The sequence below is a fragment of the Streptomyces mangrovisoli genome, from assembly GCF_000974985.2.
GTDB classification, from domain to species: domain Bacteria; phylum Actinomycetota; class Actinomycetes; order Streptomycetales; family Streptomycetaceae; genus Streptomyces; species Streptomyces mangrovisoli.
The window spans coordinates 1-23,993 of the sequence record NZ_LAVA02000090.1 but is presented as its reverse complement, the minus strand read 5'-3'; the positions used below and the strand labels follow the sequence as shown (position 1 = coordinate 23,993).

At 71.7% G+C, this 23,993-nt stretch carries 23 protein-coding genes, 1 tRNA gene and 2 pseudogenes; 11 read left to right on the top strand and 15 right to left on the bottom strand.

What is annotated here, in order from left to right:
• Positions 1-235: 235 nt before the first annotated feature.
• The 3 genes and pseudogenes from WN71_RS43580 to WN71_RS43370 all read left to right on the top strand — a co-directional run.
• Positions 236-388 (top strand): annotated as a pseudogene (locus tag WN71_RS43580) (hypothetical protein); the annotation flags it as partial.
• An 87-nt stretch (positions 389-475) separates the two neighbouring features.
• A pseudogene (locus WN71_RS31110) lies at positions 476-3,040 on the top strand (multifunctional oxoglutarate decarboxylase/oxoglutarate dehydrogenase thiamine pyrophosphate-binding subunit/dihydrolipoyllysine-residue succinyltransferase subunit); the annotation flags it as partial.
• A gap of 100 nt (positions 3,041-3,140) precedes the next feature.
• Entirely contained in the window at positions 3,141-4,754 is a 1,614-nt protein-coding gene (locus WN71_RS43370) for an SLAC1 family transporter (RefSeq protein WP_338058711.1), read from the top strand.
• Between the two features lie 46 nt (positions 4,755-4,800).
• Here WN71_RS43370 and WN71_RS31100 read toward each other — a convergent pair whose 3' ends face one another.
• On the bottom strand, positions 4,801-5,955 hold the full coding sequence (locus tag WN71_RS31100) for a TDT family transporter (RefSeq protein ID WP_079178246.1): 1,155 nt from the start codon (positions 5,953-5,955) through the stop codon (positions 4,801-4,803).
• Between the two features lie 463 nt (positions 5,956-6,418).
• On the opposite strand from WN71_RS31100, the gene WN71_RS31095 reads away from it, so the two are divergent.
• On the top strand, positions 6,419-7,444 hold the full coding sequence (locus WN71_RS31095; RefSeq protein WP_206300187.1) for a GlxA family transcriptional regulator: 1,026 nt from the start codon (positions 6,419-6,421) through the stop codon (positions 7,442-7,444).
• A gap of 78 nt (positions 7,445-7,522) precedes the next feature.
• Here the strand turns inward: WN71_RS31095 and WN71_RS31090 are convergent, their stop codons facing one another.
• The 3 genes from WN71_RS31090 to WN71_RS31080 form a co-directional block, all read right to left on the bottom strand.
• Positions 7,523-8,356: a PIG-L family deacetylase gene (locus tag WN71_RS31090; protein ID WP_046583906.1), complete on the bottom strand. Its 834-nt coding sequence runs from the start codon at positions 8,354-8,356 to the stop codon at positions 7,523-7,525.
• A 398-nt stretch (positions 8,357-8,754) separates the two neighbouring features.
• Positions 8,755-10,221 (bottom strand): Re/Si-specific NAD(P)(+) transhydrogenase subunit beta, encoded by a 1,467-nt coding sequence (pntB, locus tag WN71_RS31085; RefSeq protein WP_046583907.1) that lies wholly within the window; start codon positions 10,219-10,221, stop codon positions 8,755-8,757.
• A gap of 6 nt (positions 10,222-10,227) precedes the next feature.
• A complete protein-coding gene (locus WN71_RS31080) occupies positions 10,228-11,790 on the bottom strand; it encodes a Re/Si-specific NAD(P)(+) transhydrogenase subunit alpha (RefSeq protein ID WP_046583908.1) in 1,563 nt (520 codons plus the stop codon).
• A 388-nt stretch (positions 11,791-12,178) separates the two neighbouring features.
• Here WN71_RS31080 and WN71_RS31075 point away from each other — a divergent pair, with 388 nt between their 5' ends.
• Together WN71_RS31075 and WN71_RS31070 are read left to right on the top strand one after the other, a co-directional pair.
• Positions 12,179-12,523: a PadR family transcriptional regulator gene (locus WN71_RS31075; RefSeq protein ID WP_240529827.1), complete on the top strand. Its 345-nt coding sequence runs from the start codon at positions 12,179-12,181 to the stop codon at positions 12,521-12,523.
• Positions 12,524-12,597: 74 nt separating this feature from the next.
• Positions 12,598-12,861, top strand: a complete 264-nt coding sequence (locus WN71_RS31070) for a hypothetical protein (RefSeq protein WP_052742947.1) — start codon at positions 12,598-12,600, stop codon at positions 12,859-12,861.
• An 18-nt stretch (positions 12,862-12,879) separates the two neighbouring features.
• Here the strand turns inward: WN71_RS31070 and WN71_RS31065 are convergent, their stop codons facing one another.
• Together WN71_RS31065 and WN71_RS31060 are read right to left on the bottom strand one after the other, a co-directional pair.
• Positions 12,880-13,632, bottom strand: coding sequence for a hypothetical protein (locus WN71_RS31065; RefSeq protein ID WP_046583910.1), 753 nt, complete (start codon positions 13,630-13,632; stop codon positions 12,880-12,882).
• A 63-nt stretch (positions 13,633-13,695) separates the two neighbouring features.
• Positions 13,696-14,739 (bottom strand): NAD(P)-dependent alcohol dehydrogenase, encoded by a 1,044-nt coding sequence (locus tag WN71_RS31060; RefSeq protein ID WP_046583911.1) that lies wholly within the window; start codon positions 14,737-14,739, stop codon positions 13,696-13,698.
• An 85-nt stretch (positions 14,740-14,824) separates the two neighbouring features.
• On the opposite strand from WN71_RS31060, the gene WN71_RS31055 reads away from it, so the two are divergent.
• Complete coding sequence (locus WN71_RS31055; protein WP_046583912.1) at positions 14,825-15,403, top strand: TetR/AcrR family transcriptional regulator; 579 nt, start codon at positions 14,825-14,827, stop codon at positions 15,401-15,403.
• Positions 15,404-15,502: 99 nt separating this feature from the next.
• On the opposite strand, the gene WN71_RS31050 is transcribed toward WN71_RS31055, so the two are convergent.
• The 3 genes from WN71_RS31050 to WN71_RS31040 form a co-directional block, all read right to left on the bottom strand.
• A complete protein-coding gene (locus tag WN71_RS31050; protein WP_079178262.1) occupies positions 15,503-16,108 on the bottom strand; it encodes a DUF4291 domain-containing protein in 606 nt (201 codons plus the stop codon).
• A 95-nt stretch (positions 16,109-16,203) separates the two neighbouring features.
• Positions 16,204-16,281, bottom strand: a tRNA-Met gene (locus WN71_RS31045).
• A 131-nt stretch (positions 16,282-16,412) separates the two neighbouring features.
• Positions 16,413-17,177 carry an N-acyl homoserine lactonase family protein gene (locus WN71_RS31040; RefSeq protein ID WP_046583914.1) on the bottom strand — a complete coding sequence of 255 codons (765 nt, stop codon included), beginning with the start codon at positions 17,175-17,177 and terminating at the stop codon, positions 16,413-16,415.
• A gap of 236 nt (positions 17,178-17,413) precedes the next feature.
• Here WN71_RS31040 and WN71_RS31035 point away from each other — a divergent pair, with 236 nt between their 5' ends.
• Positions 17,414-18,136 carry a VOC family protein gene (locus WN71_RS31035; protein WP_046583915.1) on the top strand — a complete coding sequence of 241 codons (723 nt, stop codon included), beginning with the start codon at positions 17,414-17,416 and terminating at the stop codon, positions 18,134-18,136.
• Positions 18,137-18,159: 23 nt separating this feature from the next.
• Here WN71_RS31035 and WN71_RS31030 read toward each other — a convergent pair whose 3' ends face one another.
• On the bottom strand, positions 18,160-18,696 hold the full coding sequence (locus tag WN71_RS31030; RefSeq protein WP_338058714.1) for an AAA family ATPase: 537 nt from the start codon (positions 18,694-18,696) through the stop codon (positions 18,160-18,162).
• A gap of 110 nt (positions 18,697-18,806) precedes the next feature.
• Between WN71_RS31030 and WN71_RS31025 the strand changes: the two genes are divergently transcribed.
• Both WN71_RS31025 and WN71_RS31020 read left to right on the top strand, forming a co-directional pair.
• Complete coding sequence (locus WN71_RS31025; RefSeq protein WP_046583959.1) at positions 18,807-19,622, top strand: phosphotransferase; 816 nt, start codon at positions 18,807-18,809, stop codon at positions 19,620-19,622.
• A 140-nt stretch (positions 19,623-19,762) separates the two neighbouring features.
• Entirely contained in the window at positions 19,763-20,218 is a 456-nt protein-coding gene (locus WN71_RS31020; protein ID WP_046583960.1) for a GNAT family N-acetyltransferase, read from the top strand.
• A 185-nt stretch (positions 20,219-20,403) separates the two neighbouring features.
• Here the strand turns inward: WN71_RS31020 and WN71_RS31015 are convergent, their stop codons facing one another.
• From WN71_RS31015 to WN71_RS31000, 5 genes are all read right to left on the bottom strand, one after another.
• Positions 20,404-20,700, bottom strand: coding sequence for an SHOCT domain-containing protein (locus WN71_RS31015; protein WP_046583916.1), 297 nt, complete (start codon positions 20,698-20,700; stop codon positions 20,404-20,406).
• 33 nt (positions 20,701-20,733) lie between these two features.
• Entirely contained in the window at positions 20,734-21,150 is a 417-nt protein-coding gene (locus WN71_RS31010) for a DUF6325 family protein (protein ID WP_046583917.1), read from the bottom strand.
• Between the two features lie 282 nt (positions 21,151-21,432).
• Complete coding sequence (locus tag WN71_RS43530) at positions 21,433-21,549, bottom strand: adenine nucleotide alpha hydrolase family protein (protein ID WP_420856547.1); 117 nt, start codon at positions 21,547-21,549, stop codon at positions 21,433-21,435.
• A gap of 267 nt (positions 21,550-21,816) precedes the next feature.
• Entirely contained in the window at positions 21,817-22,275 is a 459-nt protein-coding gene (locus WN71_RS31005) for a CBS domain-containing protein (RefSeq protein ID WP_046583918.1), read from the bottom strand.
• A gap of 96 nt (positions 22,276-22,371) precedes the next feature.
• Positions 22,372-23,379 carry an Acg family FMN-binding oxidoreductase gene (locus tag WN71_RS31000; RefSeq protein WP_046583919.1) on the bottom strand — a complete coding sequence of 336 codons (1,008 nt, stop codon included), beginning with the start codon at positions 23,377-23,379 and terminating at the stop codon, positions 22,372-22,374.
• A 309-nt stretch (positions 23,380-23,688) separates the two neighbouring features.
• Between WN71_RS31000 and WN71_RS30995 the strand changes: the two genes are divergently transcribed.
• Positions 23,689-23,970: a hypothetical protein gene (locus WN71_RS30995; RefSeq protein ID WP_046583920.1), complete on the top strand. Its 282-nt coding sequence runs from the start codon at positions 23,689-23,691 to the stop codon at positions 23,968-23,970.
• Positions 23,971-23,993 lie beyond the last annotated feature (23 nt).

The following is a 23,993-nucleotide window of genomic DNA, read 5'->3' as shown; positions in this document are numbered from 1 at the left end:
GGGATCGAGGTCGTCGTGGCCCGCCCGGCTGTCCGCCCTCGGGCGTCCGTCGTCCTAGCGTCGTCAGGGCGATGCGGTCGAATCGGTCGGTCCGGTGCGGCCGGTCGGTCGGTCTCATGCTCCGCCGGAGTCTGCGGTCCGGGCCGAACCCCGAGGCCGGACACGCGGGGCGGCCCGCGGCCGCGTCGCATCCGAAGCGTTCGAGTTTCGAGTGAGGAAGAAGGCGTTCTGCGTCATGACGTCGCAATCGGGCACCGCACGCGTGGTGTCGCCCCGGACGGAGTGCGGGATCAACGAAGCGGAGTTCGGGATCAATGAATGGGTCGTGGACGAGCAGCGGCAGCGCTGGCTGCGCGATCCGGGCTCGGTCGATCGCACCTGGCGGGAGTTCTTCGCGTCCCCGCGAGTCCCGGCCGCGCGGTCCGGGCCGTCCGCGCCGGCGGTCGCCCCACGCGTGGACGACGGGGCGCAGCTCAAGGCCGTCCGGGTGGCGGCACTCATCCACGCCTTCCGCGTGCGAGGCCATCTGATGGCCGCCACGGACCCGCTCACCCCCGAGCCGCCCGCCCACGCGGAGCTGGACGTCGCCGCCTTCGGCCTCGACGAGGCCGACCGCGCGGAGAAGGTCGTCGTGGACGGGTTCGCCGGTCGGTCCTTGATGACCGTCGGTGAAGTGTTCGACGCGCTGCGGGAGTTCTACTGCCGTACCGCGGGGTTCGAGTACATGCACCTCCAGGACTCCCGTGAGCGCGAGTGGATCCAGCGGCGCGTCGAGCGTCCCTGGCGCCGTCCCGACCCCGCCGGACAGCTGCGCATCCTCGACCGGCTGGGGGCCGCGGAGGCCTTCGAGACGTTCCTGCAGACCAAGTACGTGGGTCAGAAGCGGTATTCGCTCGAAGGCGGCGAGTCGGCCGTCGTGCTGCTCGACGCCCTGCTCCTGCGCGCGATGGACAGCGGGCTCGGGGAAGCCGTCATCGGCATGGCGCACCGCGGCCGGCTCAACGTCCTCGCCAACGTCGTCGGCAAGTCCTGCGCCCAGATCTTCGGCGAGTTCGAGGACGCGGAGGACCCGAGACCGGAGCAGGGTTCCGGGGACGTCTAGTACCACCTGGGCGCGGAGGGCAGCTACCGGGCGCCCGACGGCCGCGGCATCGCCGTCTCGGTCGTGGCCAATCCCTCGCACCTGGAGATCGTGGGCCCGGTGGTCCAGGGCGTCGTGCGCGCCAAGCAGGACCTGTCCGCGGGGGCGGCCGGGGCCTTTCCCGTCCTTCCTGTGGTCGTGCACGGCGACGCCGCCTTCGCCGGGCAGGGCGTCGTCGCGGAGACCCTCAACATGTCCCAGCTGCCCGGGTACCGCACCGGCGGTACCGTCCACGTCGTCGTCGACAACCAGGTCGGCTTCACCACCCTGCCCGTCGGCGGTCGTTCGAGCACGTACGCCACCGACGTGGCCCGTGCCGTCGGGGCCCCGGTCTTCCACGTCAACGGCGACGACCCGGAGGCCGTGGACCGGGTGGCGCGACTGGCCTTCGACTACCGCGAGACGTTCCACCGGGACGTCGTCGTCGATCTGGTCTGCTACCGGCGGCACGGGCACAGCGAGGTCGACGACCCGTCCGTCACCCAGCCGCTGATGTACGACCGCATCGACGCGCGGGCCTCCGTGCGCAGCCTGTACGCCGACGCGCTGATGCGCCGCGGTGAACTGGAGGAGGAGCAGGTGGAGGCCGCCCGTCGCGGTCACCGGGACCACCTGGAGCGGGCGTTCGCGGAGACCCGGGCGCTGCCCTCGCCCCGCACCGGGCGGCCGACCGAGGCCGAGCCGCTCGTCGTCGCAACGGACGCCCCCGCGCGGACGGCACCGGCCGAGGCCCGCGCGGCCCGCCCGGCGGTGACCGCCGTCGACGAGTCCACCGTCCGTCGGGTCGTCGCCTCGCAGATCGAACTCCCCCCGGGTTTCGCGGTGCATCCGCGCGTGCTGCCCCAGTTGCACCGTCGCATGGAGATGGTCGAGACCGGCGCCGTCGACTGGGCGACCGCCGAGAGGCTGGCGTTCGGCTCGCTGCTTCTGGAGGGCGTGTCGGTGCGGCTGGCCGGCCAGGACTCCAGGCGCGGCACTTTCGGCCAGCGGCACGCCGTACTGACCGACCGGCGCACCGGCGCGGAGCACACTCCGCTGGACTCCCTCGCCACGGGGCGCGGCGGTTTCGCGGTGCACGACTCGATGCTGTCCGAACTCGCCGCCCTGGCCTTCGAGTACGGCTACGCGACGGCACGCCCCGAGGCCTTGGTGCTGTGGGAGGCGCAGTTCGGAGACTTCGCCAACGGCGCCCAGACGGTCGTCGACGAGTACATCGCCTCGTCCGAGCAGAAGTGGGGCAGACGCTCGGGCGTGACGTTGCTGCTGCCGCATGGCCTGGAGGGGCAGGGGCCCGACCACTCGTCCGCCCGTATCGAGCGCTTCCTGCAGCTGTGCGCCCAGGACAACATGACCGTCACCCAACCCACTCTGCCCGCCAACTACTTCCACCTGCTCAGGCAGCAGGCGCTCGACGAACGAAGCCGCCCGCTGCTGGTCTTCACCCCGAAGTCCATGCTGCGCTCCAGGGCGGCCACCTCCGCACTGGCCGACTTCACCCAGGGAGGGTTCCGTCCGATCCTGCCGGACACCACCGCCGACCCCGTCGGGGTCGCCCGCATCCTGGTCTGTTCCGGCAAGGTCAGCCACGAACTTGTCGCGCGCCGCCGCGAACTGGGTTTGACGGACACGGCGATCGTCGCCGTGGAGCGCCTCTATCCCTTCCCGGGGCGGGAATTGGCCACCGAGCTCGCCCGCTTCCCCGAGAGCGCCCGGGTCCGGTGGGTGCAGGAGGAGCCGGAGAACCAAGGCGCCTGGTCGTTCGTCGCGCCGCGTCTCATGGAATCGACGGGGCGGGGCGTGGAACACGTCAGCCGGCCCGAGGCGTCCGCTCCGGCCGTGGGGTCCGCGCGTCGGCATCGCATGGAGCAGAAGTCCCTGCTCACCCGGGCCTTCGCGTGATCGGAGACGAGAGGCCGTCCCCGCCAGGGCCAGAACCCGTGCGAACAAAAGACGTATTCCATAAAATATGGGAACCGCACGTGCGGGTGGAAGGCATCTCATGACCAAGCGGATCACGTACCGCAGGATCTACGAGCAGAAGTCCGCCGGGGCCGGCGGCGACGGCGACGAGCGGGTACTGGTCGACCGGACCTGGCCAGGCGGCATCCGCCGGCTCGGCGCGCCCCTCGACGCATGGCTGCGCGAGGTGGCCCCGTCGCCGGAGCTCCAACGCTGGTACGGATACGACCCGGAGCGCTTCGCCGAGTTCCGTCGCCGCTATCTCGCCGAACTCGGCGACCCGGGGCACAGACGGGCCGCGGCGAAACTGCACGACCTGGCCCAGGACCACGGCCTGACCCTGCTGACCGCCACCCAGGACACGGAGCACAGTCACGCCGCCGTTCTCGCCGAGTGGCTCGCCGACCCGGATCACCCCGGTGCCGAGGCCGACGGCCCCCGCCCTGCCCGCCGGGCCGAGGACCCTCGCCCCGCCCGCCGGGCCGAGGACCCCCGGGCCCACCGCGGCGACGGCAACCGGCCCACTCCCGCCCCCGGGAACGCGGCGCGGGCCGACACCGCCTCCGCGTCGACCCCTTCCGGCTTCCGCTCCGCTCTTGCGGCGGCGGTCACCGATCTCAACGCCGGATCACTCGCCTACGTCATGGGCACCGGCATCGTCTCCACGGCCCTGTACCTGGACGGCGCCGAGGCGGCCTCCACGGTGCTGCTCTGGGCAGCCCTGGCCGGGTACGCGGTGCTCCTGGCCGCCCAGGGCTGGCGGCTCGCGCGTCGAAGGCGGCGCTTCGTCACCGAACTGCTCGGCCCCCGTGCCTTCGTCTTCCTCACCGTCGCCATCTCCGCGAACGTACTGGCCGCCCGCCTGGTGCCGGACGGTCACACCACGGCTGCCGCCGCGTTCCTGGCGTTCGGCGCCGTGGGCTGGCTGCTGCTCGACTACGGCATTCCGCTCGCGCTCATCACCACGCTGAGACGGAACCCGTCGTTCGACCAGGTCAACGGCACATGGTTCCTGTGGGCCGTCGGATCCGAGTCGGTGGCGGTGGGCGCGGCCTCCCTGGCCCGTACCGGCGCCGGACAGATGCTCCCCGTGCTTGCCGCGGTGTGCTGGGCCATCGGCATCGTCCAGTACCTGCTGACCGCCGGCATCGTCCTGGCCCGACTGCTCGCCCGCCCGGTGCGGCCCGAAGGCCTCATGACGTCGGTCTGGATCTTCATGGGGGCCGCGGCGATCACCGTGCTGGCGGGCGTCCGCATCGCCGCCCTGCCGACGAGCGCCACCCTGCTGCCGAGGTCCGTCCTGATGGGATCCTGCGTCGTGCTGTGGGCGTTCTCGACCTGGCTCATCCCGCTGCTGCTGGCCCTCGGCGTCTGGCGGCACGTGGTGCGCCGCATTCCGCTGCGGTACGAGACCGGCTGGTGGAACCTGGTCTTCCCGATCGGAATGTACGCGGTCACCACCCACGAACTGGGACGGGCGAGCGGAACGTCCTGGATGACCACCGCGGGCCGCTGGGAGATCTGGGTCTCGGCCGTGGTCTGGGCGATCACCTTCGCCGCGATGGCGGTGACCCTGCTGCGTTTCCGTCGCCCGAAGCCGCCCGGGCAGGGTCCCCGGGCGGAGGGGGCACCCGGCCCGGGGAGCGCCGTGTAGCCGCCGCCGAGCGCGGCGGCCCGGCAGCGGCTCCGTTCACGTCGGCTCAGCTCCGCCCCGAGCCCCGCGCCCGGAGCAGGGCGTGTCGCAGCGAGTGCCGGACGACGACCGCCCACGCGGCGACGAGTACGACGTACACCACGACGGTGATCCACACGAGCGGCCGCGAGCCGGAGCGTACGGCCAGGCCGCCGGTGGCGGTGACGCACGCGCCGAGGGGGAAGATGAACGACCACCAGGTCGGCGTGAAGGGCAGCCCCCCGCGTACGGCCCGGACGGTCAGCGCCGTGGCGAGCACCAGCCACAGCATCGCGAACCCCCACATCCCGACGCCGCCCAGCAGGGCCAGGACCGCGGCCCCGCGCGCGTCGGGGGCGGGCAGTCCGCTCGGTGCGGCGGTGGCCAGCGCGCCCAGAGCCGTCACCGCCTGGTCCAGCGCTCCCACGCCGATCCACACGGTGGGCACCAGGGCGCCGGCGGGCGCGTCGTGATGCACCAGGCGGCTGTACAGCATGGCCAGGACCAGCAGGACGGCGATCAGCCCGAGCCCGAGCATCGCGGCGCAGCCCAGCAGCAGCGCCAGACGTGCCTGTCCGGCGGGCGCGTGCGGCACGAGCAGCGCGCCGGTCGCGGCGGCGACCAGTGGCGGCACCACCGGCAGCAGCCAGCCGCCGAAGGCCGCGTCCGGCGCGAAGCGGTGCCGGGTGACCATGAGATACGGCACGGTGCACGCGGTGACCAGCCCCAGCGCCGTACCGACGGACCACAGCACCCAGTCCACGTCCACGGCGGCCCGCGTGCCGATCAGCCGGTGGCCGAGCAGCAGGGTTCCGGCGCCGACGATGAGCAGGGACATCGGCAGCGTCCCCAGGAAGTGGGCCTGCACAGGATCGCCGGCGTGCGCGCGCAGGGTGCGCTGTCGCAGATAGCCGACCGCGAGGACGACCAGCAGCACCGCGGCAGCCGCCCAGAGCACCGTGGCCGCGTCGCGCAGCCCGGGGATCTGGCGCGGCAGGGTGGCCCCGGCGTCGGCGACGATCCCCGTGCCGATGACGGCCGCGAACCAGCCGGGAGCGAGCCGACCCCGTTCGCGGTGCTTGCTCGGCCTCCCATCGGGGCGGGCTGGGGCTTCTTCGGGGCGTCGCGGACCCGGATCGGTCTCGGCCGGGACCGGCCGGTCGGCAGCTGCGTGGGATGTCACGGTGCGGAGAGCCTTCTGTTCTGGTGAGGCGGCGTCACCGGCTCCGGTCACGCCCGGTGGCCGGGTCGGTGAGCGCAGGCGGTGAACGACGGAAGGCCGGCAGGCACCGGGCCGGCTCGCGGGGCGCGGGCGAGACCGTCGGCCTGTCGGCGTCGACGAAGCTATGGGGCGCGCGGGCCGTGCCACAGGCCGTCACGCGCCACAACGCCCTCACTCCGGGACACCCGCGCCGCGCGACCGCCGCTACGGGAGCGGCCGTGGCCGCGCAGGTCCGGATCCGAGGGTGTCGTGTCCCTCTTTCCCGCCATGAGGGGGCGGCGGCGGGCCGCTGAACACGGGCGGGGGAACGGGGGAGGCGAGCGGCCCGGACACAGGTGTCGCCACCCCTCCGACCCTGTGAGTTCAGTCATCAGACCTGCCGGGCGATACCCTGAGGGGTGTCCGCCAGACATGGAGGCACGCGATGCAGGCCAGACCGTCCGTCCGTGATCCGCTGCTGGTGACGGTCCTGGTCTTCCCGGGAGTACGGCTCCTCGACGTCACCGGGCCGATCGAGGTGTTCGCGACGGCCGACGAATTCGGCGGCCGCTACCGCGTCCGGCTCGTCTCCCCGGACGGCGCGGACGTGGTCACCGCCGCCGGTACGGGCCTGAGCGTCGACCTGCCCGCCGCGCAGGTGTCCTACGACAGCGACGTGGTCGTCGTCCCCGGCGGTCCGGAATGGCCCTCCCTGATCAAGGACGACGCCCTGCTCGACGCAGTCCGGGCGCTCGACGCCCGCAGCCGCCGTACGGTGTCGATCTGCACCGGTGCGTTCCTGCTCGCCGCGGCCGGCCTCCTCGACGGCCGCAGGGCGACCACGCACTGGCGCTTCGCCGACCAACTCGCCCTGCGCTACCCCACGGTGACCGTGGAACCCGACGCGCTCTTCGTCCGCGACGGCCACGTCATGACCTCGGCGGGGGTCAGTTCGGGCATCGACCTGTCCCTCGCCCTGGTCGAGGAACACCTCGGCGCCGAGACCGCCCGCACGGTGGCCAGGGACATGGTCGTCTTCATGCAACGCCCCGGCGGGCAGTCCCAGTTCAGCGTCCGGACCCGTACCCCCTACGTCCGGCAGGAGGCGCTGCGCCAGGTCCTGGACGCCGTCGCCGGGAACCCCTCGGCCAACCACACCGTCGCGGCCATGGCGCGCCGGGCGGGCGTGAGTTCGCGCCACATCACCCGCCTGTTCCACGACGAGCTGGGCACGACACCGGCCCGCTACGTGGAGGAGATCCGCCAGGAGGCGGCCCAGGCGCTGCTGGAACTCGGCGACGACCCCATGGCGACGGTGGCCCGGCGCACGGGCTTCGGCTCGCCCGAGTCCCTGCGCCGGGCCTTCGTGCGCAACCTGGGCATCACCCCGGGCGCCTACCGGGCCCGCTTCCGCACCACGGTCTCACGGGATGCCGCAGACGCCGGGAGCCACCCTCCCGAGGCGACGTGACGCGGAACTCCGGTCTCGCGCCGCCTGCCGCCGATGCACCGCCCCGCGGCCGAGCGGGGGGTCGGCACGGTCCGCGGGTCAGCGCAGCCCGGCGAAGAGATCGTTCTCGGGCGTCGCCGCGCCGGTCGTGTCCCGGACCCGTACGAACGTCTCCATGCCCATGAACTCGCCGAACCGCTCCTTGCCCATCTTGAGGAAGAAGATGTTCTCGCCCTGACTGGCGTGCGCGGCCAGCGCGTCGAACTTCTGACCGCTGAACGCCGTGGTGTCCACCCACGTGGTGATCTCGTCGTCGGGGAGGCCGATCTCGGCGAGCGCGGCGGCCTCGGCGGGATCCGGTTCCGGCATGTCCTCGTGGAACTCGCGCATGATCTCCCCGAACCGCTGCATCGCCGAGCGGGGCATCGTGGTCCAGTAGACCTTCGGTGTCAGCTCGGTCATCTCCAGCGCCGCCATCGTGATGCGGTGCGCCTGGATGTGGTCGGGGTGGCCGTAGAAACCGTTCTCGTCATAGGTGACGACCACATCGGGCCGGTAGTGCCGCATGAGCTCCGCGAGCCGGGCCGCGCCGTCCTGCACCGGGGTCCGCCAGAAGGAACTGGGGGCGTCGTTGCTCTCCCAGCCCATCATCCCGGAGTCGGCGTAGTCCAACATCTCCAGATCGCTGATCTTCAGCACCTCGCAGCTGGCCTCGAGTTCCCGCCTGCGCATCGAGGCGACCGCCGCGGGATCGTGCCCGGGGTCGCCCGGCTTGACGCCCCCCGGCCCGTCACCGCAACCGCCGTCGGTACAGGTCACGAGCACCGTGCGGATTCCTTCGGCCGCGTACTGCGCGAGCACCCCTCCGGTTCCGGTGGCCTCGTCGTCGGGGTGGGCGTGCACTGCCATGAGGGTCAGGGGCCGGTCGGTCATGAAAGGTTTCCTCCTGCGCACTGCTTCGTGGTCCGAACAGGCGGCGGGCGTACCGCCGTCGCGAGGCCCGGATCCCGGCGGGCGGACGACGTGGCGTGCCCGTGTGCCCCGCCGCTGTGGCGCCGGTCCTCTTCCGATGCAACCGTGGCGACCGGACCGGGTGTTCCCGGCACGGCCGCCCGGCCTTTCCGAGATCGCCGGATCCACACGAACGAGGTACGGCCGGACTCTGCTCGCTGTCTGGAGTGGCCCGTCTGCCGTCTGCCGTCTGCCGTCTGCCCACGGCCCACGGTGCCGCCCCCGTGGGCGGGGAGTCGCCGACATGACGAACCCGCCGGGCCCGGTGCGCAGTCACCGGCCCCGGCGGGCTCAAGGAATCACCCCACGAACCGGCAGCCTCAGCGGTCGGCCATCGTGGTGCCGGACGCGGCCGGGATCGCCTCGTGGCGGCCGTCGGTCCCGAGGGCCTGCAGGATCGCCTCGACGCTCTGCTTGGCGTCGCCGAAGAGCATGCTGCTGTTCTCCCGGAAGAACAGCGGGTTCTGCACCCCGGCATAGCCCGACGCCATCGACCGCTTGAAGACGACGACCTGCTCCGCCTCCCACACGCGCAGCACGGGCATACCGGCGATCGGGCTGCTCGGGTCGTCCATGGCGGCCGGGTTGACGGTGTCGTTCGCGCCGATGACCAGGACGACGGAGGTGGCGGCGAAGTCGTCGTTGATCTCGTCCATCTCCAGGACGATGTCGTACGGCACCTTCGCCTCGGCCAGCAGCACGTTCATGTGACCGGGCAGGCGCCCCGCGACGGGGTGCACGCCGAAGCGGACCTCGACGCCCCGCTCGCGCAGCCGCCGGGTGAGCTCCGCGACCGGGTGCTGGGCCTGGGCGACGGCCATGCCGTAGCCGGGCGTGATGATCACGGATCGGGAGTGGGCGAGCATCTCCGCCACCTCCGCGGCGCGCACCTCGCGGTGCTCGCCCTCCTCCGCCTCGCCGCCCGACGGCGCCTCGATGCCGAAGCCGCCCGCGATGACGGAGAGGAAGGAGCGGTTCATCGCCTTGCACATGATGTACGACAGGTAGGCGCCGGAGGAGCCGACCAGCGCGCCCGTGACGATGAGCAGGTTGTTGTCGAGCAGGAAGCCGGCCGCCGCGGCCGCCCAGCCCGAGTAGCTGTTCAGCATGGAGACGACCACGGGCATGTCGCCGCCGCCGATCGAGGCGACCAGGTGCCAGCCGAGCGCCAGCGCCAGCACGGTCACCGCGATCATCAGCGGCAGGTTCGGGGTGATCGTGAACCAGACGGTCAGCGCGACGAAGGCGCCGAGCGCACCGAGGTTGAGCGCGTTCTTGCCCGGCAGCACCAGCGGACGGGACTTGATGCGCGCCGAGAGCTTCAGGAACGCGACGATCGAGCCGGTGAAGGTGACCGCGCCGATGAAGATGCCGATGAACACCTCGGCGTGATGGATGCCCAGCAGATCGGACGTGATCCGGGTCTGCGCGTCGCCGTGCGACTCCACCTCGAGGTAGCTGTTCCAGCCCAGCAGCACGGCGGCGAGTCCGACGAAACTGTGCAGCACCGCGATCAGTTCGGGCATCTGCGTCATCTCGACCTTGCGCGCGCGCTGAAGGCCGATCGCCGCGCCCAGGGCGGTGGCGAGCAGGATCAACGCCACCGCGCCGCCGGAGATGCTCTGCGCCGCCACGACGATGGTCGCGACGAGCGCGAGCGCCATGCCGGCGATGCCGTAGACGACGCCGGCCCGCGACGTGCGGTGCTGGGACAGGCCGGCCAGGCTGAGGATGAACAGCAGCGCGGCGACGAGATCGGCCGCGTGGGAGGCCGTCAAAGAGGTCATCTCGGCTCAGCCTTTCGAGAACATGGACAGCATGCGGCGGGTGACGGCGAAGCCTCCGAAGATGTTGACGCTCGTCAGCAGGATCGCCACGCAGGACAGCGTGGTGACCAGAGTGCTCTCGTGGCCGATCTGGAGCAGGGCACCGATCACGACGATGCCGGAGATCGCGTTGGTCACCGACATCAGCGGCGTGTGCAGCGCGTGGTGCACCTTGCCGATGACGTAGTAGCCGATCACCACGGCCAGCGCGAACACCGTGAAGTTCTCCGCGAGTTGCGCCGGAGCGAACGCGACCAGCAGGAACAGCGCGAGCATCCCCAGCCCGATCAGGCCGAAGCGGCCCGCGGCCGTCAGCTTCGGCTGCTCCGGCTCCATCCTGACGGGCGCCGCCTCCGCCTCCGCCTGCGGGGCGGGCGCCGCCGAGACCGCGACGGGCGGCGGGGGCCAGGTGACCTCGCCGGTGCGCACCACGGTCACGGCCCGCTGGACGACGTCGTCGAAGTCGACCGTCAGCCGGCCGTCCTTCTCGGGCGTGAGCAGCTTGATCAGGTTCACCAGGTTGGTGCCGAACAGCTGCGACGCCTGGGCGGGCAGCCGGGAGGCGAGGTCCGTGTAGCCGATGATGGTCACGCCGTTGCCGGTCACGACCGCGCGGCCCGGCACGGTGCCCTCCACGTTGCCGCCCATCGCGGCCGCCATGTCGACGATCACGCTGCCCGGCTTCATCGCGGCCACGTCGGCCGCGGTGAGCAGACGCGGCGCCGGCCGACCCGGGATCAGCGCGGTGGTGATGACGATGTCGACGTCCTGGGCCTGCTCGTGGTACAGCTCGGCGGCGGCGCGGTCGTAGTCCACGGACGTGGCCTTCGCGTAGCCGTCGGTGCTCGCCTCCTGGGCGACGTCCACCGGCAGGTACTCGCCGCCCAGCGACTTCACCTGGTCGGCGACCTCCGGGCGCGGGTCCGTCGCCCGTACGACGGCGCCGAGGCTGGAGGCGGCGCCGATGGCCGCGAGCCCCGCCACCCCGGCACCGGCCACCAGGACCTTCGCGGGCGGGACCTTGCCGGCCGCGGTGACCTGGCCGGTGAAGAACCTGCCGAAGACGTGCGCCGCCTCGATGACCGCCCGGTATCCGGCGATGTTCGCCATCGAGGACAGCACGTCCATCGACTGGGCGCGCGAGATGCGCGGCACCGCGTCCAGCGCCAGGGCGGTCACCCCGGCGGCCGACAGCTTCTCCAGCAGCTCCGGATTCTGCGCGGGCGCGAGGAGACCGACGACGGTCGTGCCCTTGCGCAGCCGGCGGATCTCCGTGGGGGAGGGGGCGTTCACCTTCAGAACGACGTCCGCGTTCCAGGCTTCCCCGATCTCCGCGCCCGCTTCGGCGTACGCGTGGTCGTCGAAGCCCGACGCCTCACCGGCGCCGGGTTCGACGACGGCCCGGTAGCCGAGCTTCAGGAGCAGACGCACGGTCGCCGGTGTCGCGGCGACGCGCGTCTCCCCGGAGGCGGACTCGGCCACCACGCCGATGAGTTGAGGAGGGTGATGCGAAGGTGCTTGAGCCGACATGTCCTGTATCTCTCGTCTGAGGAGGGTTCCCGGGGGAGGACTCGTGCTCGCGGTCGTCGTGGACGCCCGTCTCCCTTGATCGCTGGAACCTACCCCTCCGGAGGGGGCCGGCCAACGTGAAGGGAGCGTGATGTGCTCCACCTTGCGCAATCGGGCGCGGTCGGGGTGGGCGGGGCGGCGGTCCGCCGCGGGGGTTTCCTCGCGGCGCCGGGCGGCCTGTCCGTGTCCGTGAACCCTGCGGGTCCCGGCAGGCAGGGCCACCACGGCCTCGCACAGGGAGATCACGCGTCACCGGACGCCAACTGCTGCGCAGACAAGGGTGCTTGCGCACCCCTCAGACCATTTCCGCGTCTGGATATCCCATATATGGGCTATGTAGAGTACGAGTATGGGTAGTCCGCGTATGACCCTGCAGACCCAACTGGTCCTGCGGGCCTTGCTGGAGGACCCCGCCAAGCAGCGCTACGGCCTCGAGCTGTGCGAGCTGGCGGGATTGCCGTCGGGCACGATCTATCCGATCCTGGCCCGCCTGGAGCAGGTCGGCTGGGTGGACAGCACCTGGGAGGACCCGGCCGTGCACGAGACAGCGGGCCGTCCCCGCCGCCGCTTCTACCGGATCACCGAAGACGGCGCAGAACGCGCACGGAACGCCCTGGCACGTGCGTACCGTGCCCGCAGGCAGCCGCTGCCGGGGTGGGCCGCCCGACCGGTCGCCGACGGGGGAGTGTCATGAGAGCGCGGCGCCGGTCAGCCGTCCCGGACCCGCACGAGACCGGCGGTGTCAGTGGCTGCTTCTAGGGTCTCGCCATGTCAGTCCCCGAGATCGTTCCGATCACCCACGAGCCCGGCCACCGCACGGCGACCATCGGCCGGTACGCGCAAGGCCAGTTCTTCGCCTCAGCCACCTACGCATCGCCCCGGGGGAGCGGTTTCGGTGAGGGGTGGGAGGAGCGACAGCGCCTCTACGCCGTGCTCCACCGGTTCGACTTCGAAGGACGGCACGTCCACTCGGTGGGCGCCCTGAACGTTCTACGGGCCGGGCTGGTCCGTCGCGACGCCAACCCGGCATAGCGAGAAGCCCCCACCTTTTTAGATGGGGGAGGAGTCACGGGACGGGCTGTACGACACGTGAGCCGATGTAGCGCGGCGGCTCACGCGGCCCCCCAAGCCCTCGCGGGTCCACAGGGAGAGGTCACTGCTCGTCGCCACGGCGATCGTTCGCCCGGAGGGGGAGAAGCCGGCCGCACGGAAGGTGGAGCGGTTCGCGTGGAAGATGTGCCACCACTGCTCTCCGTGCGGACCCGCGTGGGGGAGTCCGCCGTCGGTCGACAGCAGGATGCGTTCGTTCGGCCAGGCCGGGGTGACGACTTCCAGGGTCCAGCCGTCCGCGGTGGTGGTGTGCAGTCCGCCGCCGAAGAGCCCGGCGATGCGTACGCGGCTTCCGGTGATCGGCCCCAGCCCCGGGCAGGACAGGTCGGGGACCGCGTCAGGTGTGCTGTGTTGGGGGTCGGGGTCGCGGTCCCGGGCGATCTTCTCGCCGGTGACGGCGTCGAAGAGACCGTGCCCGTCGCTGGAGACGACCATCACCAGATCGTGCCCGGTGCCGGTGCCGGTGCCGGTGCCGGTGCCGGGGTCTGGGGCGGGGGCGGTCGCGAAGCCGATGCCCAGCAGTCCGCCGACGGGGATGCCGTACTCGTACGCGAAGACGGGCCGCCAGGGTCCGGGCGCGGGCACCACGGGGGCCGCGAGCAGTCGTTCCCGCATCGCCCGCTGGTAGGTGGAGAGTTGCGGCTCGATCTCTGCCTGCCCGGCCGCTGACGTCTCCTTCGTCCACTTCGTCATGGGGCCATGATCCACGCCTCGACAGGGCGGCCCCGACGGTGGCCCCTCGGGTGGGGGGTGCGGCTACGTGTCGAGGTCGGAAAGGTCCAGCACGAACCGGTAGCGGACGTCGCCGTCGGCGAGGCGGTTCAAGGCGGTTTCGACCTCGCTGGAGGGAAGGGTCTCCACGTCCGCCGTGATGTCGTGCGCGGCACAGAATTCGAGCATTTCGGCGGTCTGCCGCAGCCCTCCCGTGCCGGAGGAGGTGAGCTTCTTGCGGCCGGTTCCGAGTTCCCGGAGCTTCGGCCCGGCCAACAGGGGGTTTCCGACGACGCACAGGGTCCCGTCCAGGCCCAACATGCTGATGAGCGGCGTGAATTCGTGGTCGGCCGAGATGGTGTCGAGGATGAGATCGAAGCGCCCCCGTGCGGCGCCGACCTGGGCCTCGTCGGTGGTCACGACCAGCCCGCTCGCCCCGAGGCGCAGCGCGTCCCGCTCCTTGGCCGTGCTGCGGCTGAGCACGGTCACCTCGGCTCCGAGCGCGGCGGCGAGCTTCACCGCGAGGTGGCCGAGCCCTCCGAGACCGGCGACGGCCACCCGGCTGCCCGGGCCGACACCGGCGGCCCGCAGCGGCTCCCAGACGCTGACACCGGCGCACATGAGAGGCGCCGCGGCGGCCGGGGCCAGGGAGTCGGGCAGGTGGAACGCGAACTTCTCGCGCAGGACGTACTCGCGGCTGTAGGCGCCCACGGTCGGGGTGGCGTCGATGCGGTCGGTGCCGCCGTAGGTGGTGGTCGGGTGGTCGTAGCAGTAATTCTCCTGCCCGGCCAGACACATGGCGCACTCGCCGCACGAGTCGATGATCGTGCCGATGGCGACGCGCTCGCCCACGGCGAACCCGGTGACCTCGGCTCCGGTGGCGACGACGACGCCGGTCGCCTCGTGCCCGGGGACGAGGTCCCTCTCTCCGAGCAGGCCGTGGATGCGGTGCAGGTCGCTGTGGCAGACGCCGCAGTAGTCGATCCGTACGGCGATGTCGTCGGGGCGCAGGTCGCGCCGCTCGATGGTGACGCGGGTCAGTGCGTTGCTGTCCGGGTCAAGGCTCTGCCAGCCGGTCGTGGTCCTCATGAGCAGGTCCTCCTCATCAAAACGGAATCTCCATTCACCTTAACACGCTGCGGAATGCAGGTTCCGTTTTGAGTACACTGGCCCCGTGAGCCCACGACCGACCCCTTCGAGCACCCGCCGCGCTCCGCGCCGGGACGCACTGCGCAACGACGCGATCGTCATCAGCGCCGCCCGCGCGGTCTTCGCGGAGCAGGGACCGCAGGCCAGCATGGAGGCCATCGCCTCCCGTGCAGGCCTTGGCGTCGGCACGATCTACCGGCGGTTCGCCGGCAAGGACGCCCTGCTCGACGCCATCGCGCAGCTCTTCGTCGAGGAACTGGACCAGGCCGCCGCGGCCGCGCTCACGGATCCCGACCCCGCCGCCGGCCTTGAGGGATTCCTCGATTTCGTGGGTGTCTTCAATGCGGAGAAGCGCCGGTACGCGGCAGCCTTGACCGACCGGGTCTCCGCGGACGACGAGGTGAGCGCGCGGACAGCGGACCGGGTCCGCCAACTCACGCGGAACGCCGTCGACGCGGAGTATCTCGCGCAGGACGTGACGGCCGACGACATCAAGGCGCTCATCGTCGCGGTGCGCGGAGTGGTCGCCGCTTCACCGGACGGCGACGACGGCCCATGGCGCCGCTTCCTGCGCATCCACCTCGCCGGGCTGCGCGCCGGCTGACGGCACGGCCGGCCCTCACGGACGCCGGGGCTCGATGCGCGACGGACAAGCCCGCTTGACGGGCAAACCCGCGTGACGGGAAATCGCGCCTGACGGGACCTATCGATCACTCGACCGTCGCAGATGCGCGAGCGCCTCCGCATCGACGGGATAGCTTCGTTCCTCGGGCAGCAGAGCGCCGGCCTCGTCGAACTCGCCTGCGCGGACGAGGCCGTGGATCTCGGTCGCGAGCGGGGTCACGTCCTCGATCCGCACGATCCACTCGTCCGCGTACCGCCGCGCGGCCTCGCCGGCAACGCCGAGCTGGAGCGAACGGTACGGCAGCGCACCGAGCCGCAGGTCGCGCTCAGGGTCCCACTGCACCCGGGCCGGCGCCCGCCGCAACTGCCGCTTCCACGCGGCCTGGTCGGTGTGTATCCCCGGCGCGTAGTGCGACAGACAGGCGTTGCGCAGCGCCCAGTCGAAGCCCACGCGCGTGATCTCGACAGCCAGAACGGTCTCCTGACCCTCCTTCGTGCCCCATCCGCAGCGGTACATCATCCACAGAAAGCTCGGCTTGATCCACGTCATCCGGTCCCGCTGCCACGCCGTCGGGAAGCGTCCCTCGCGGGCTGTTGGCAGACCGATCTCCGGCGCGTACGCCTGGTAGACGGTGACTGTGGAGTCCGTGTATTGGGCGCGGATCTGATACGTGGGTTCTGTCACGGTGACCAGGGTGAACACACTGAATCGTGTGTGCCATCGAATTACGCGTCTACGGCTCCGGCCCCCTCCGCGTGATGCCGGAGGGGGCCGGATAGTGGTAGCGGGGGCGGGATTTGAACCACGCGACCTCTGGGTTATGAGCCCAGCGAGCTACCGAGCTGCTCCACCCCGCGTCGGTACCTCCACCCTACGGCATCGGACTGGCCGCCGCCGGGATATCCGGCCCGGCGGCCCCAGCCGGCCTCGTTGGCGCACCGCCCGCGCCGTTCCGGGGCTGCCGCCGCCACCATGGGGCCGCGGTCGTCTAACGCGTCCTCGGCTCCCGAGGCGGACGAGGGTCGGCATGGAGGGACTCGCTGTGGAAGGGGCTCTCTGCGGGTTGCCAGACCGAGCAGTCGTGAGCGAAGAGCACACGCCGTGGGTCGAATTCCGCGAGCCGCTCCAGCCAGGGCTCGTAGGCGGGAAGGGGTTGTTCGACGCCGTCCAGCGCGGCCTGGCGGGCCAGTTGGGCTGACGCGAACTGGGATGCGAAGTCGTGTGCCTGCCCGGCGAGGATCACGGTCCCGTCGTCCTGACGGAGCGCCAGGGACTGATGTCCTGCGGTGTGCCCGGGTGTCGGGATGATCCAGACGTCCGGCCGGATCTCGGCCTCGCCGACGAGTTCCTCGTAGGCGGCGCCGGGAAAGTCGACCAGTTCGTCGATGGTGTGGTTGCCCCGGCGGGCGGCGGCCAGTTCGGCTTTCTGGACCAGGATCGGTCGTCCGGCCAGGAGCGGATTGCCGCCGCAGTGGTCGAAGTGGAGATGGCAGTTCACGACCAGGGAGATGTCGGCGAGGGTGACTCCGGCCGCGGACAGTGCCTGCCGCAGTGCACGGCGGCGTGGTCGGTAGTGCGCTTCGGTTTCGGGATCGGCGGCGCCGATGCCGGTGTCGAAGAGGATCAACCCCTGTTCGTGGCGCACCAGATAGGCGAGTACGGGTTCAACTCGCGGTTGCGGGCCGCCTGTTTCCGAGGCGGGCCGCACGAAGTACCCCAGGTCGAGCCGGCGCACCGCCGTGTTCTTCCCCATGCGTCCATCCTGGCAGGCGGTGATGTGCCAAGCCGCCGGCGTGCTGACATCAGCATCGCGTGTGACGTCAGCCATTTCCCGCCGAGCCGTGGTTGGTTGACCCGGGTGGTGGTCCGAGCCGATCCCGACCCGCGCCGGAAACTCGGATGCGGGTGCCGCGCGCCGACCCCTAGGCTGGGCCCGCGAGAAGGGCGAGGCGCCGTATCGACCGTCGATGGATCGGAGATGCACGGGGTATGAGCAGTCAGCTGTTCGCGATCTGTTTCCGCGCCACCCGGTCGTCGGATCTTGCGCGATTCTGGTCCGGCGTCCTGGGCTGGGAGTCGACCGAGGGTGACGACGGCGACGCCCTGCTCCTGCCGCCTGACTCCGCCGGGTTCCGCATCCGCTTCCTGCCGGGCCGGGTACCGAAGACCGGCCAGAACCGGGCGCACTTCGACCTGACGAGCACCTCTGCGGAGCATCAGCAGCAGACGGTGGCCAGGGCGCTGGAACTGGGCGCGCGCCACATCGATGTGGGCCAACTCCCGGAAGAGGAGCACGTGGTGCTCGCCGATCCGGACGACAACGAGTTCTGCGTGATCGAGGCGGGCAACAGGTTCCTCGCCGACACCGGCTTCATCGGAGCGCTGGCGTGCGACGGTACGCAAGAGGTCGGCTACTTCTGGAGCGAGGCGCTGGGGTGGCCGCTGGTCTGGGACCAGGACCAGGAGACCGCGATCCAGTCGCCCGACGGCGGTACGAAGATCACGTGGGGAGGTCCTCCGGTGGCGCCGAAGGCGGGCCCGAACAGGCTGCACTTCGAACTTACGGTCCCCGCGGGCGTCGACTGGGAGGCGGAGGTCGACCGCCTGGTGTCGCTCGGCGCGAAGCGCACGGGCACCGGTGCGAGCGAGGGCGTCGAGGCGCTGCTGCTCGACCCCGACGGCAACGAGTTCGCCGTACGAAGGCCCCAGTAGCAGCGAAGGCGCGGGTCAGGAGGTCAGGGGGACCGCAGGTCCCGCACCCCGGGCAGTCTCTGAACCGCGCCGAGCACACCGTCGACCACCTCGGTCAACGGCTTGGACGCATCGATGATCGTCGCGCCGTGCCTCTCGTAGACGGCTCGCATACGGGGGTTCCACTTCAGGGCCGCCGCGAGCTCCTCGGGATGTCGACCGAAGGTGTTCGTGGTGCGGGTCGCGAGCCGGTGGCGGAGGGTTTCCTCGTCGATCACCAGGCACACGGTGAGGTCGAAGAGATCACGGACGTCTGCCTCGTTCTCCGCCGATCCGCACAGGAACGCGACGCGGGAACGGGATTCCTCGGCGAGGGCCTCGACGCGCTCACGGACGATCGCCCACCCGTACCGGTCGAGCCATCCTTCAGGAACCGGATCCGGCGGATCCACCACAACCTCGCCCTGGACGCGGTCGATCCATCGGTTGAAGCCGTCGTGGTCGGCGTCGAGCGCCACATGGCCACCCGCCCGCAACACGCTGCAGACCGTGGACTTGCCCGTGCCGGAATTGCCCGTCACCCACACCAACGTCACGCCGCCAGCGTAGGCATGCCCCCTCCCGGACAGCGCCTCGCGGCACGTTCCGGGACCGTCGCCCGCACGGATGACCCGACGGTAGCGTGATCGACATGACGGCTGAGGGCGAGACGGAAGACGGCGAGGCCCTGTCCGGCGGCATGGCGAACGCGGGCGCGGTCTTCCGTCGCGGTTCCGTGGTGGAACGCCCGGCCCCGCGTACCGCGCGCGCCCTGCACGCCCATCTCCTCGCGCTCGCAGAGCATGGATTCGACGCGGCGCCGAGGCCGGTGCGTCTCACCGCGGACGGCCGTGAGCAGCTGACCTTCGTCCCCGGTGACGTCGCTCTCCCGCCCTTTCCGCGCTGGGCGTCGACGGAGACCGCCTTGAGGTCGGTGGGAAGCCTGCTGCGGCGCCTGCACGATGCCGGCGCGGCCATCGCGGTGGACCCGTCCGTCGAGTGGCCCCGGTCCCTGGCCGACCCGGCGGGAGGAACGATGCTGTGCCACAACGACGTGTGTCCGGAGAACGTCGTCTTCCGTGACGGCCGAGCCGCGGCCCTGATCGATTTCGACTTGGCGGCCCCCGGCCGAGCGGTGTGGGACGTCGCGATGACCGCCCGCTACTGGGTGCCGATGCTCGATCCCGCCTCCGCGGCGCACTCCTGTCCCGCGGGGCTGGATGCGCCGACGCGACTGCGGATTCTCGCCGACGGCTACGGCCTCTCGCGGCAGGACCGCGCTGAGCTGCCCGAGGTCATCGAGCAGGCCACGGCATCCTGTCGGGCCTTCGTCGCCGACCGAGTGGCGGACGGTGACCCCGTCCATGTCCGGGCGTGGTCCGAGCGCGGCGGTTGGCAACGGTGGGATCGCGTTCAGGGGTGGCTGGTGGCTCACCGAGAGCTGTTCACGGATGCCTTGTTGAGCTGACCATGTCGGGAGTTGAAGGACGAGCAGCGTGTCCGTCCGAGTTCGGCGGGCACGTGCCTTCTCCGGATCGGCCGTGGTGCGAGACCGCGTGGGTGGATCATGCAGTGAAGAGGACGGCTCCGTGGAGGTGTCGAGTGACGATGTCGATCCGGCCCGCTCGGGACGGGGAAGCGGGCTTCCTGTCCGATCTGGCGCTTCGGTCGAAGGCTCACTGGGGATACGACGCCGAGTTTCTTGCCGCGTGCCGCGAGGAACTCAGCCTCAGCGGTCCGGAGCTCGCCGGTCGGCGGACGGCTGTCGCGGAGCGCGACGGCAGGATCGTGGGCTTCACGACCCTCGAAGGTGAGCCGCCGCAGGGGGTCCTCGGCATGATGTTCGTCGATCCGGACGCGATCGGGCAGGGCGTCGGCCGTCTGCTGTTCACACATGTGGTGGAGACCGCCCGGGCGCTGGGGTTCACGCGGTTCACCATCGATGCGGACCCGAACGCCGAACCGTTCTACGAGGCCATGGGAGGCGTCCCCGCGGGCCGCGTTCCCTCCGGGTCGATTCCCGGCCGGACCCTCACCCGGTACCTGCGCACGATCCCGGAGTGACGCCGCGCGTCTTCGCCCCAGGGTGAGACCAGGACGGAGGGAGCGGAACGGCATGATGGCGGCCCGCCGTACCTCTGGGCGGCGCACGCCGTCAGGCTCCGGTCGGCAACGTTCTGAGCATCGAGGCTCGGGCGAGCCCCGACCCGTTCGGAGGTGCGGGGCCGCCCAGTTGGTGAACCGCGTGCTCAGCCGAGGATCCTGCGCTTCTGCTCCGCGAACTCGGCCTCGGTGAGGACGCCCTGGTCCTTCAGGTCGCCCAGCTGCTTGAGCTGATCGATCTTGCTGCTCATGTCGTCCGCCGGCGGAGCGGCGGCGGGGGCAGGGGCGGGGGCGGGCTGCTCGTACTGGTAGTGCTGGGACTGAGCCTGCACGTCCTGCTCGGCCCAGCGCCCTGCCTGCCGGCGCGACACACGGTTCGACACGGCGGTGGCCGTACCCGCCACCACGGCGGTACGGGCCATCCCGCGGAGTAGACCTGGCATGGCGGCTTCCTAACGTCGTAGGCGAGTTGCTTCTCAGGCGTCCGTCTCGTCGAGCGCGGCGACCAGGGCCGGCACCGGGATGCGTCCCGAGGCGATCAGCTGAGCCCCACTGCGGCGCAGGGCACCGGCGAAGGGCGCCGCCCACACGTTCTCGTAGATGAGGATCCCGGCGGCGTTTCCGGGCTGCAGGGCCTTGCCCGCTTCCTCGATGTCGTCCTCCGCGAGCAGCCCCGACGACGCGCCGTCGAACACGGTCAGGTCGAGGCTGCCGTCCGCGTCGAGGTCGGCGAGTTCGATGCCCACCACCGATCCGTCGTCCTCCTTCCGGACGAACAACAGGTCGAGGATGCGGATGATGCCGCGGTCCACGAGCTCGACCAGCATGGGAAATGCCTCGCCGGTCATACGGTTGCCGGGAAATTCGACGACCAGGTAGTCGATCGGTCCCATCTCGACGAATTCTTCATCGCCCACAGCTTCACCCCTGGATGCTCACGGTGATCGAACGGACACCGCTTCCATTTCAGCACCGCCCGGAAGCCGTCGCATGTCGGTGCCGCGGCGCTGCGGTGCCGCGGTGTCCGGGGCGGCGCCGTCCGTGAGGTGACTGCGCCGCCCGGGCTGCCGACGGTCCCGTGTCGCCCGCGCGGTTCGTGGTCGGACTCGGGCCGGGACCGGGTCTGAAACCGGTGTCCTGCCCGCGTCGCCTGCGGTTCACAGGCTCCGAGCGCGTCACCTCGTCCACGGGACGACGGCCATCGGGCAGTCCGCGTGATGGAGCAGGGCGTGCGTGACGCGGACCAGCTGCGCACCCACCGGGCGGTGTGGGTGCCGGGCGCCGACGACCACGAGGTCCGCGGCGGCCGAGCGGTCCACGAGGACCCTGTGCGCCGGAGCCTCGACGGTGGCGCCGCGCACCCCTGACCGTCGGGTGCTCGGCCACGGCCCTTCGCCCGGGTCCGGGGCACGTGACGAACGGCCCCCGGCGGTGTGGTCGGCCCGCGGCGGTGCGGTCGGCCCGGGGCGATGTGGTCGTCCGTCGGTGCGGCAGGCGCGCTCGCGGTGCCGGCGGGCGGGTCGCCGTCACGCGGAGCGGCCGGGCGTCGGCAGCCCGGCTCAGGGCACGCGCGGGTTCTCGGGACGCGACGCCGGGCCGGGTGGCTCCCGCAGCACGCTCGACGACAGGGGGCCCAGCAGGTCGCCCAGCCGTCCGAAGACGTCGAGGAAGAGGTCGTCGACCGTCAGTACGCCGACGACCCGTCCGGCGTGGAGGACCGGGAGCCTGCGCACCCCCGTGCGGCGGAACGCCTGGTACGCCGCCTTGACGTCGTCGTCCGCGTCGACGGCGACGACCCGCGCGGTCATCGCCTCCTGGACCGGTGTCGTCGGGGCCAGGCCACCGCCCAGCCCGCGCAGTGCCAGGTCGCGGTCGGTGACGATCCCCCGCAGGGTGCCGTTCTCCACGACGAGGACACAGCCGACGCCGTGCTCGGCCATCCGCCGGGCCACCTCCTCCATCGGGGTCCGCGGCGCGACGCACACCGCGGGGGCGGCCATCATGTCGGACACCCGCATACGGCATCTCTCCATTCCCCGGACGGTCCGGAAGGTCCTGACGGTACGGACGGTGCGGCGGCTCGGGTGGCTTCGGCGTCCCGGCGCCGGGCGGCTTCAGACGATGTCGAGCACCTCCTCGACCGGCCGGCGCGGGCTCCGTACGCCCGTGGGTCCGTAGCCGATCCTGATCACCATCTGCACATGGGCCATGGCCGAGAGCGGGGCACGCACCGCCCACCGCAGCTCCGGCCGCTCCAGGGGCTGGGAGACCATCGAGGTCACCAGACCGTCTCGGGTGGCCTGCAGCAGTACCCGTTGCAGCGCCTGCCCGGCGCGCAGCCAGTGCACGGGCCCGTCGCCGTCCGTGCCCAGCAGGGCCAGGTGCGGCAGCCGCTCGAACTCCTTCTGCGCCCGGCCCGGCATCGGGCGACCGGCGGCGAAGTCGCGTACGGCGGCGCCGGCGTGACGTGGGGCGGGACCGAACGCCGCGGCCGGTATGCCGTCCGTGGCGCCCGGGGTGTCCGGGGCGCCCGCGGGGTCCGGCGCATCGATGTGCGCCCACCGCTGTGTCTCGCCGCGGATCCCGTCGTCCAGCCACTCAGCCTCCTCGGCGTCGCGCACCATGGTCAGGATCGACTGCACGTGCCAGGACCCGGGAAAGGTGAGCTGGGTGCCCTCGCTGCGGGCCGCCTCGACGAGGTGGTCGCGTACGGCGCCGGGGATGTCGTCCTCGCGGAACGGCGCCCGGCTGGAGTGCCGGCGGCCGATCTCGGAGCGCAGCAGGGCGAGGGCTTCGTCGCGGGGCCCGGCGGTGCGCAGCCGTACCTCCGCGAGGAGGTCGGGGTCGGCCGGGTCCGGAAGCAGGGCCACCTCCGGCGCGAGCCGGGCCGCGGCGGCGGACACGCGCAGGTTGCACAGTGCCGCACCGCACCCCAGATGCAGGCCCCGCCCGTCGGGATCGATGTGCGGCAGCGCCCGATCCGGATCGGCGTACAGGCGCAGCACATCGGAGCCGCGCGGACAGCTGAACCGCCAGGGCTGGGCGTTGTGCAGCGAGGGGGCCGCGGTGGCATCCGTGACGAGCGACTGGAGGAGGGACAGGTCGACGGCTTGAGCGTTCACGGCGGCCTCCTTTCGCCAAGGGGTGCCCCTTCGGCCGCGACGGGCGGCGTCCGCGCCGAGGGCGACGCGCCCGGCACCCCACCGACCCCTCCACCCTGGGCCGGGTATGCGGTCTCCCGCCAGTGGCCGAAAGGCCCGGACCGGGACCGATGGGACCTTCTTTCGGAGCGGGCTGCCGCGCCCGGTGGTCGACGGGCGGTCGACAGGCGGTCACCGGGCGCGGGCAGGCATCGCCCGGGCGGCGTCGAGGGCGCATGTACGCCCATTAGGCTCGGCAGATCACTGCTCACGGACCACTTCGAGGGAGCGATGGCCGTCACCTATTTGATGATCGCGCGGCTGCCTGAAGGGGGTTTGGGTGACTTCGACGCCTATGAAAGCGCTGTTCTGCCGCTCCTCGCCGAGTACGGCGGTCGCCTGGAGCGCCGACTGCGCACGCTGGATGAACAGGTCGAGGCCCACCTCATGACCTTTCCCAGCGACGAGGATCTCGCTGCCTACCGGGCGGATCCCCGGCGTGCCGCCGCCGCACCGCTGCTGGATTCGTCCGGGGCAGCGGTCGAACTGCTCGCGGTGTGCGACGTTTACTGACTTCGGCTCGCCAGGGTGAATCT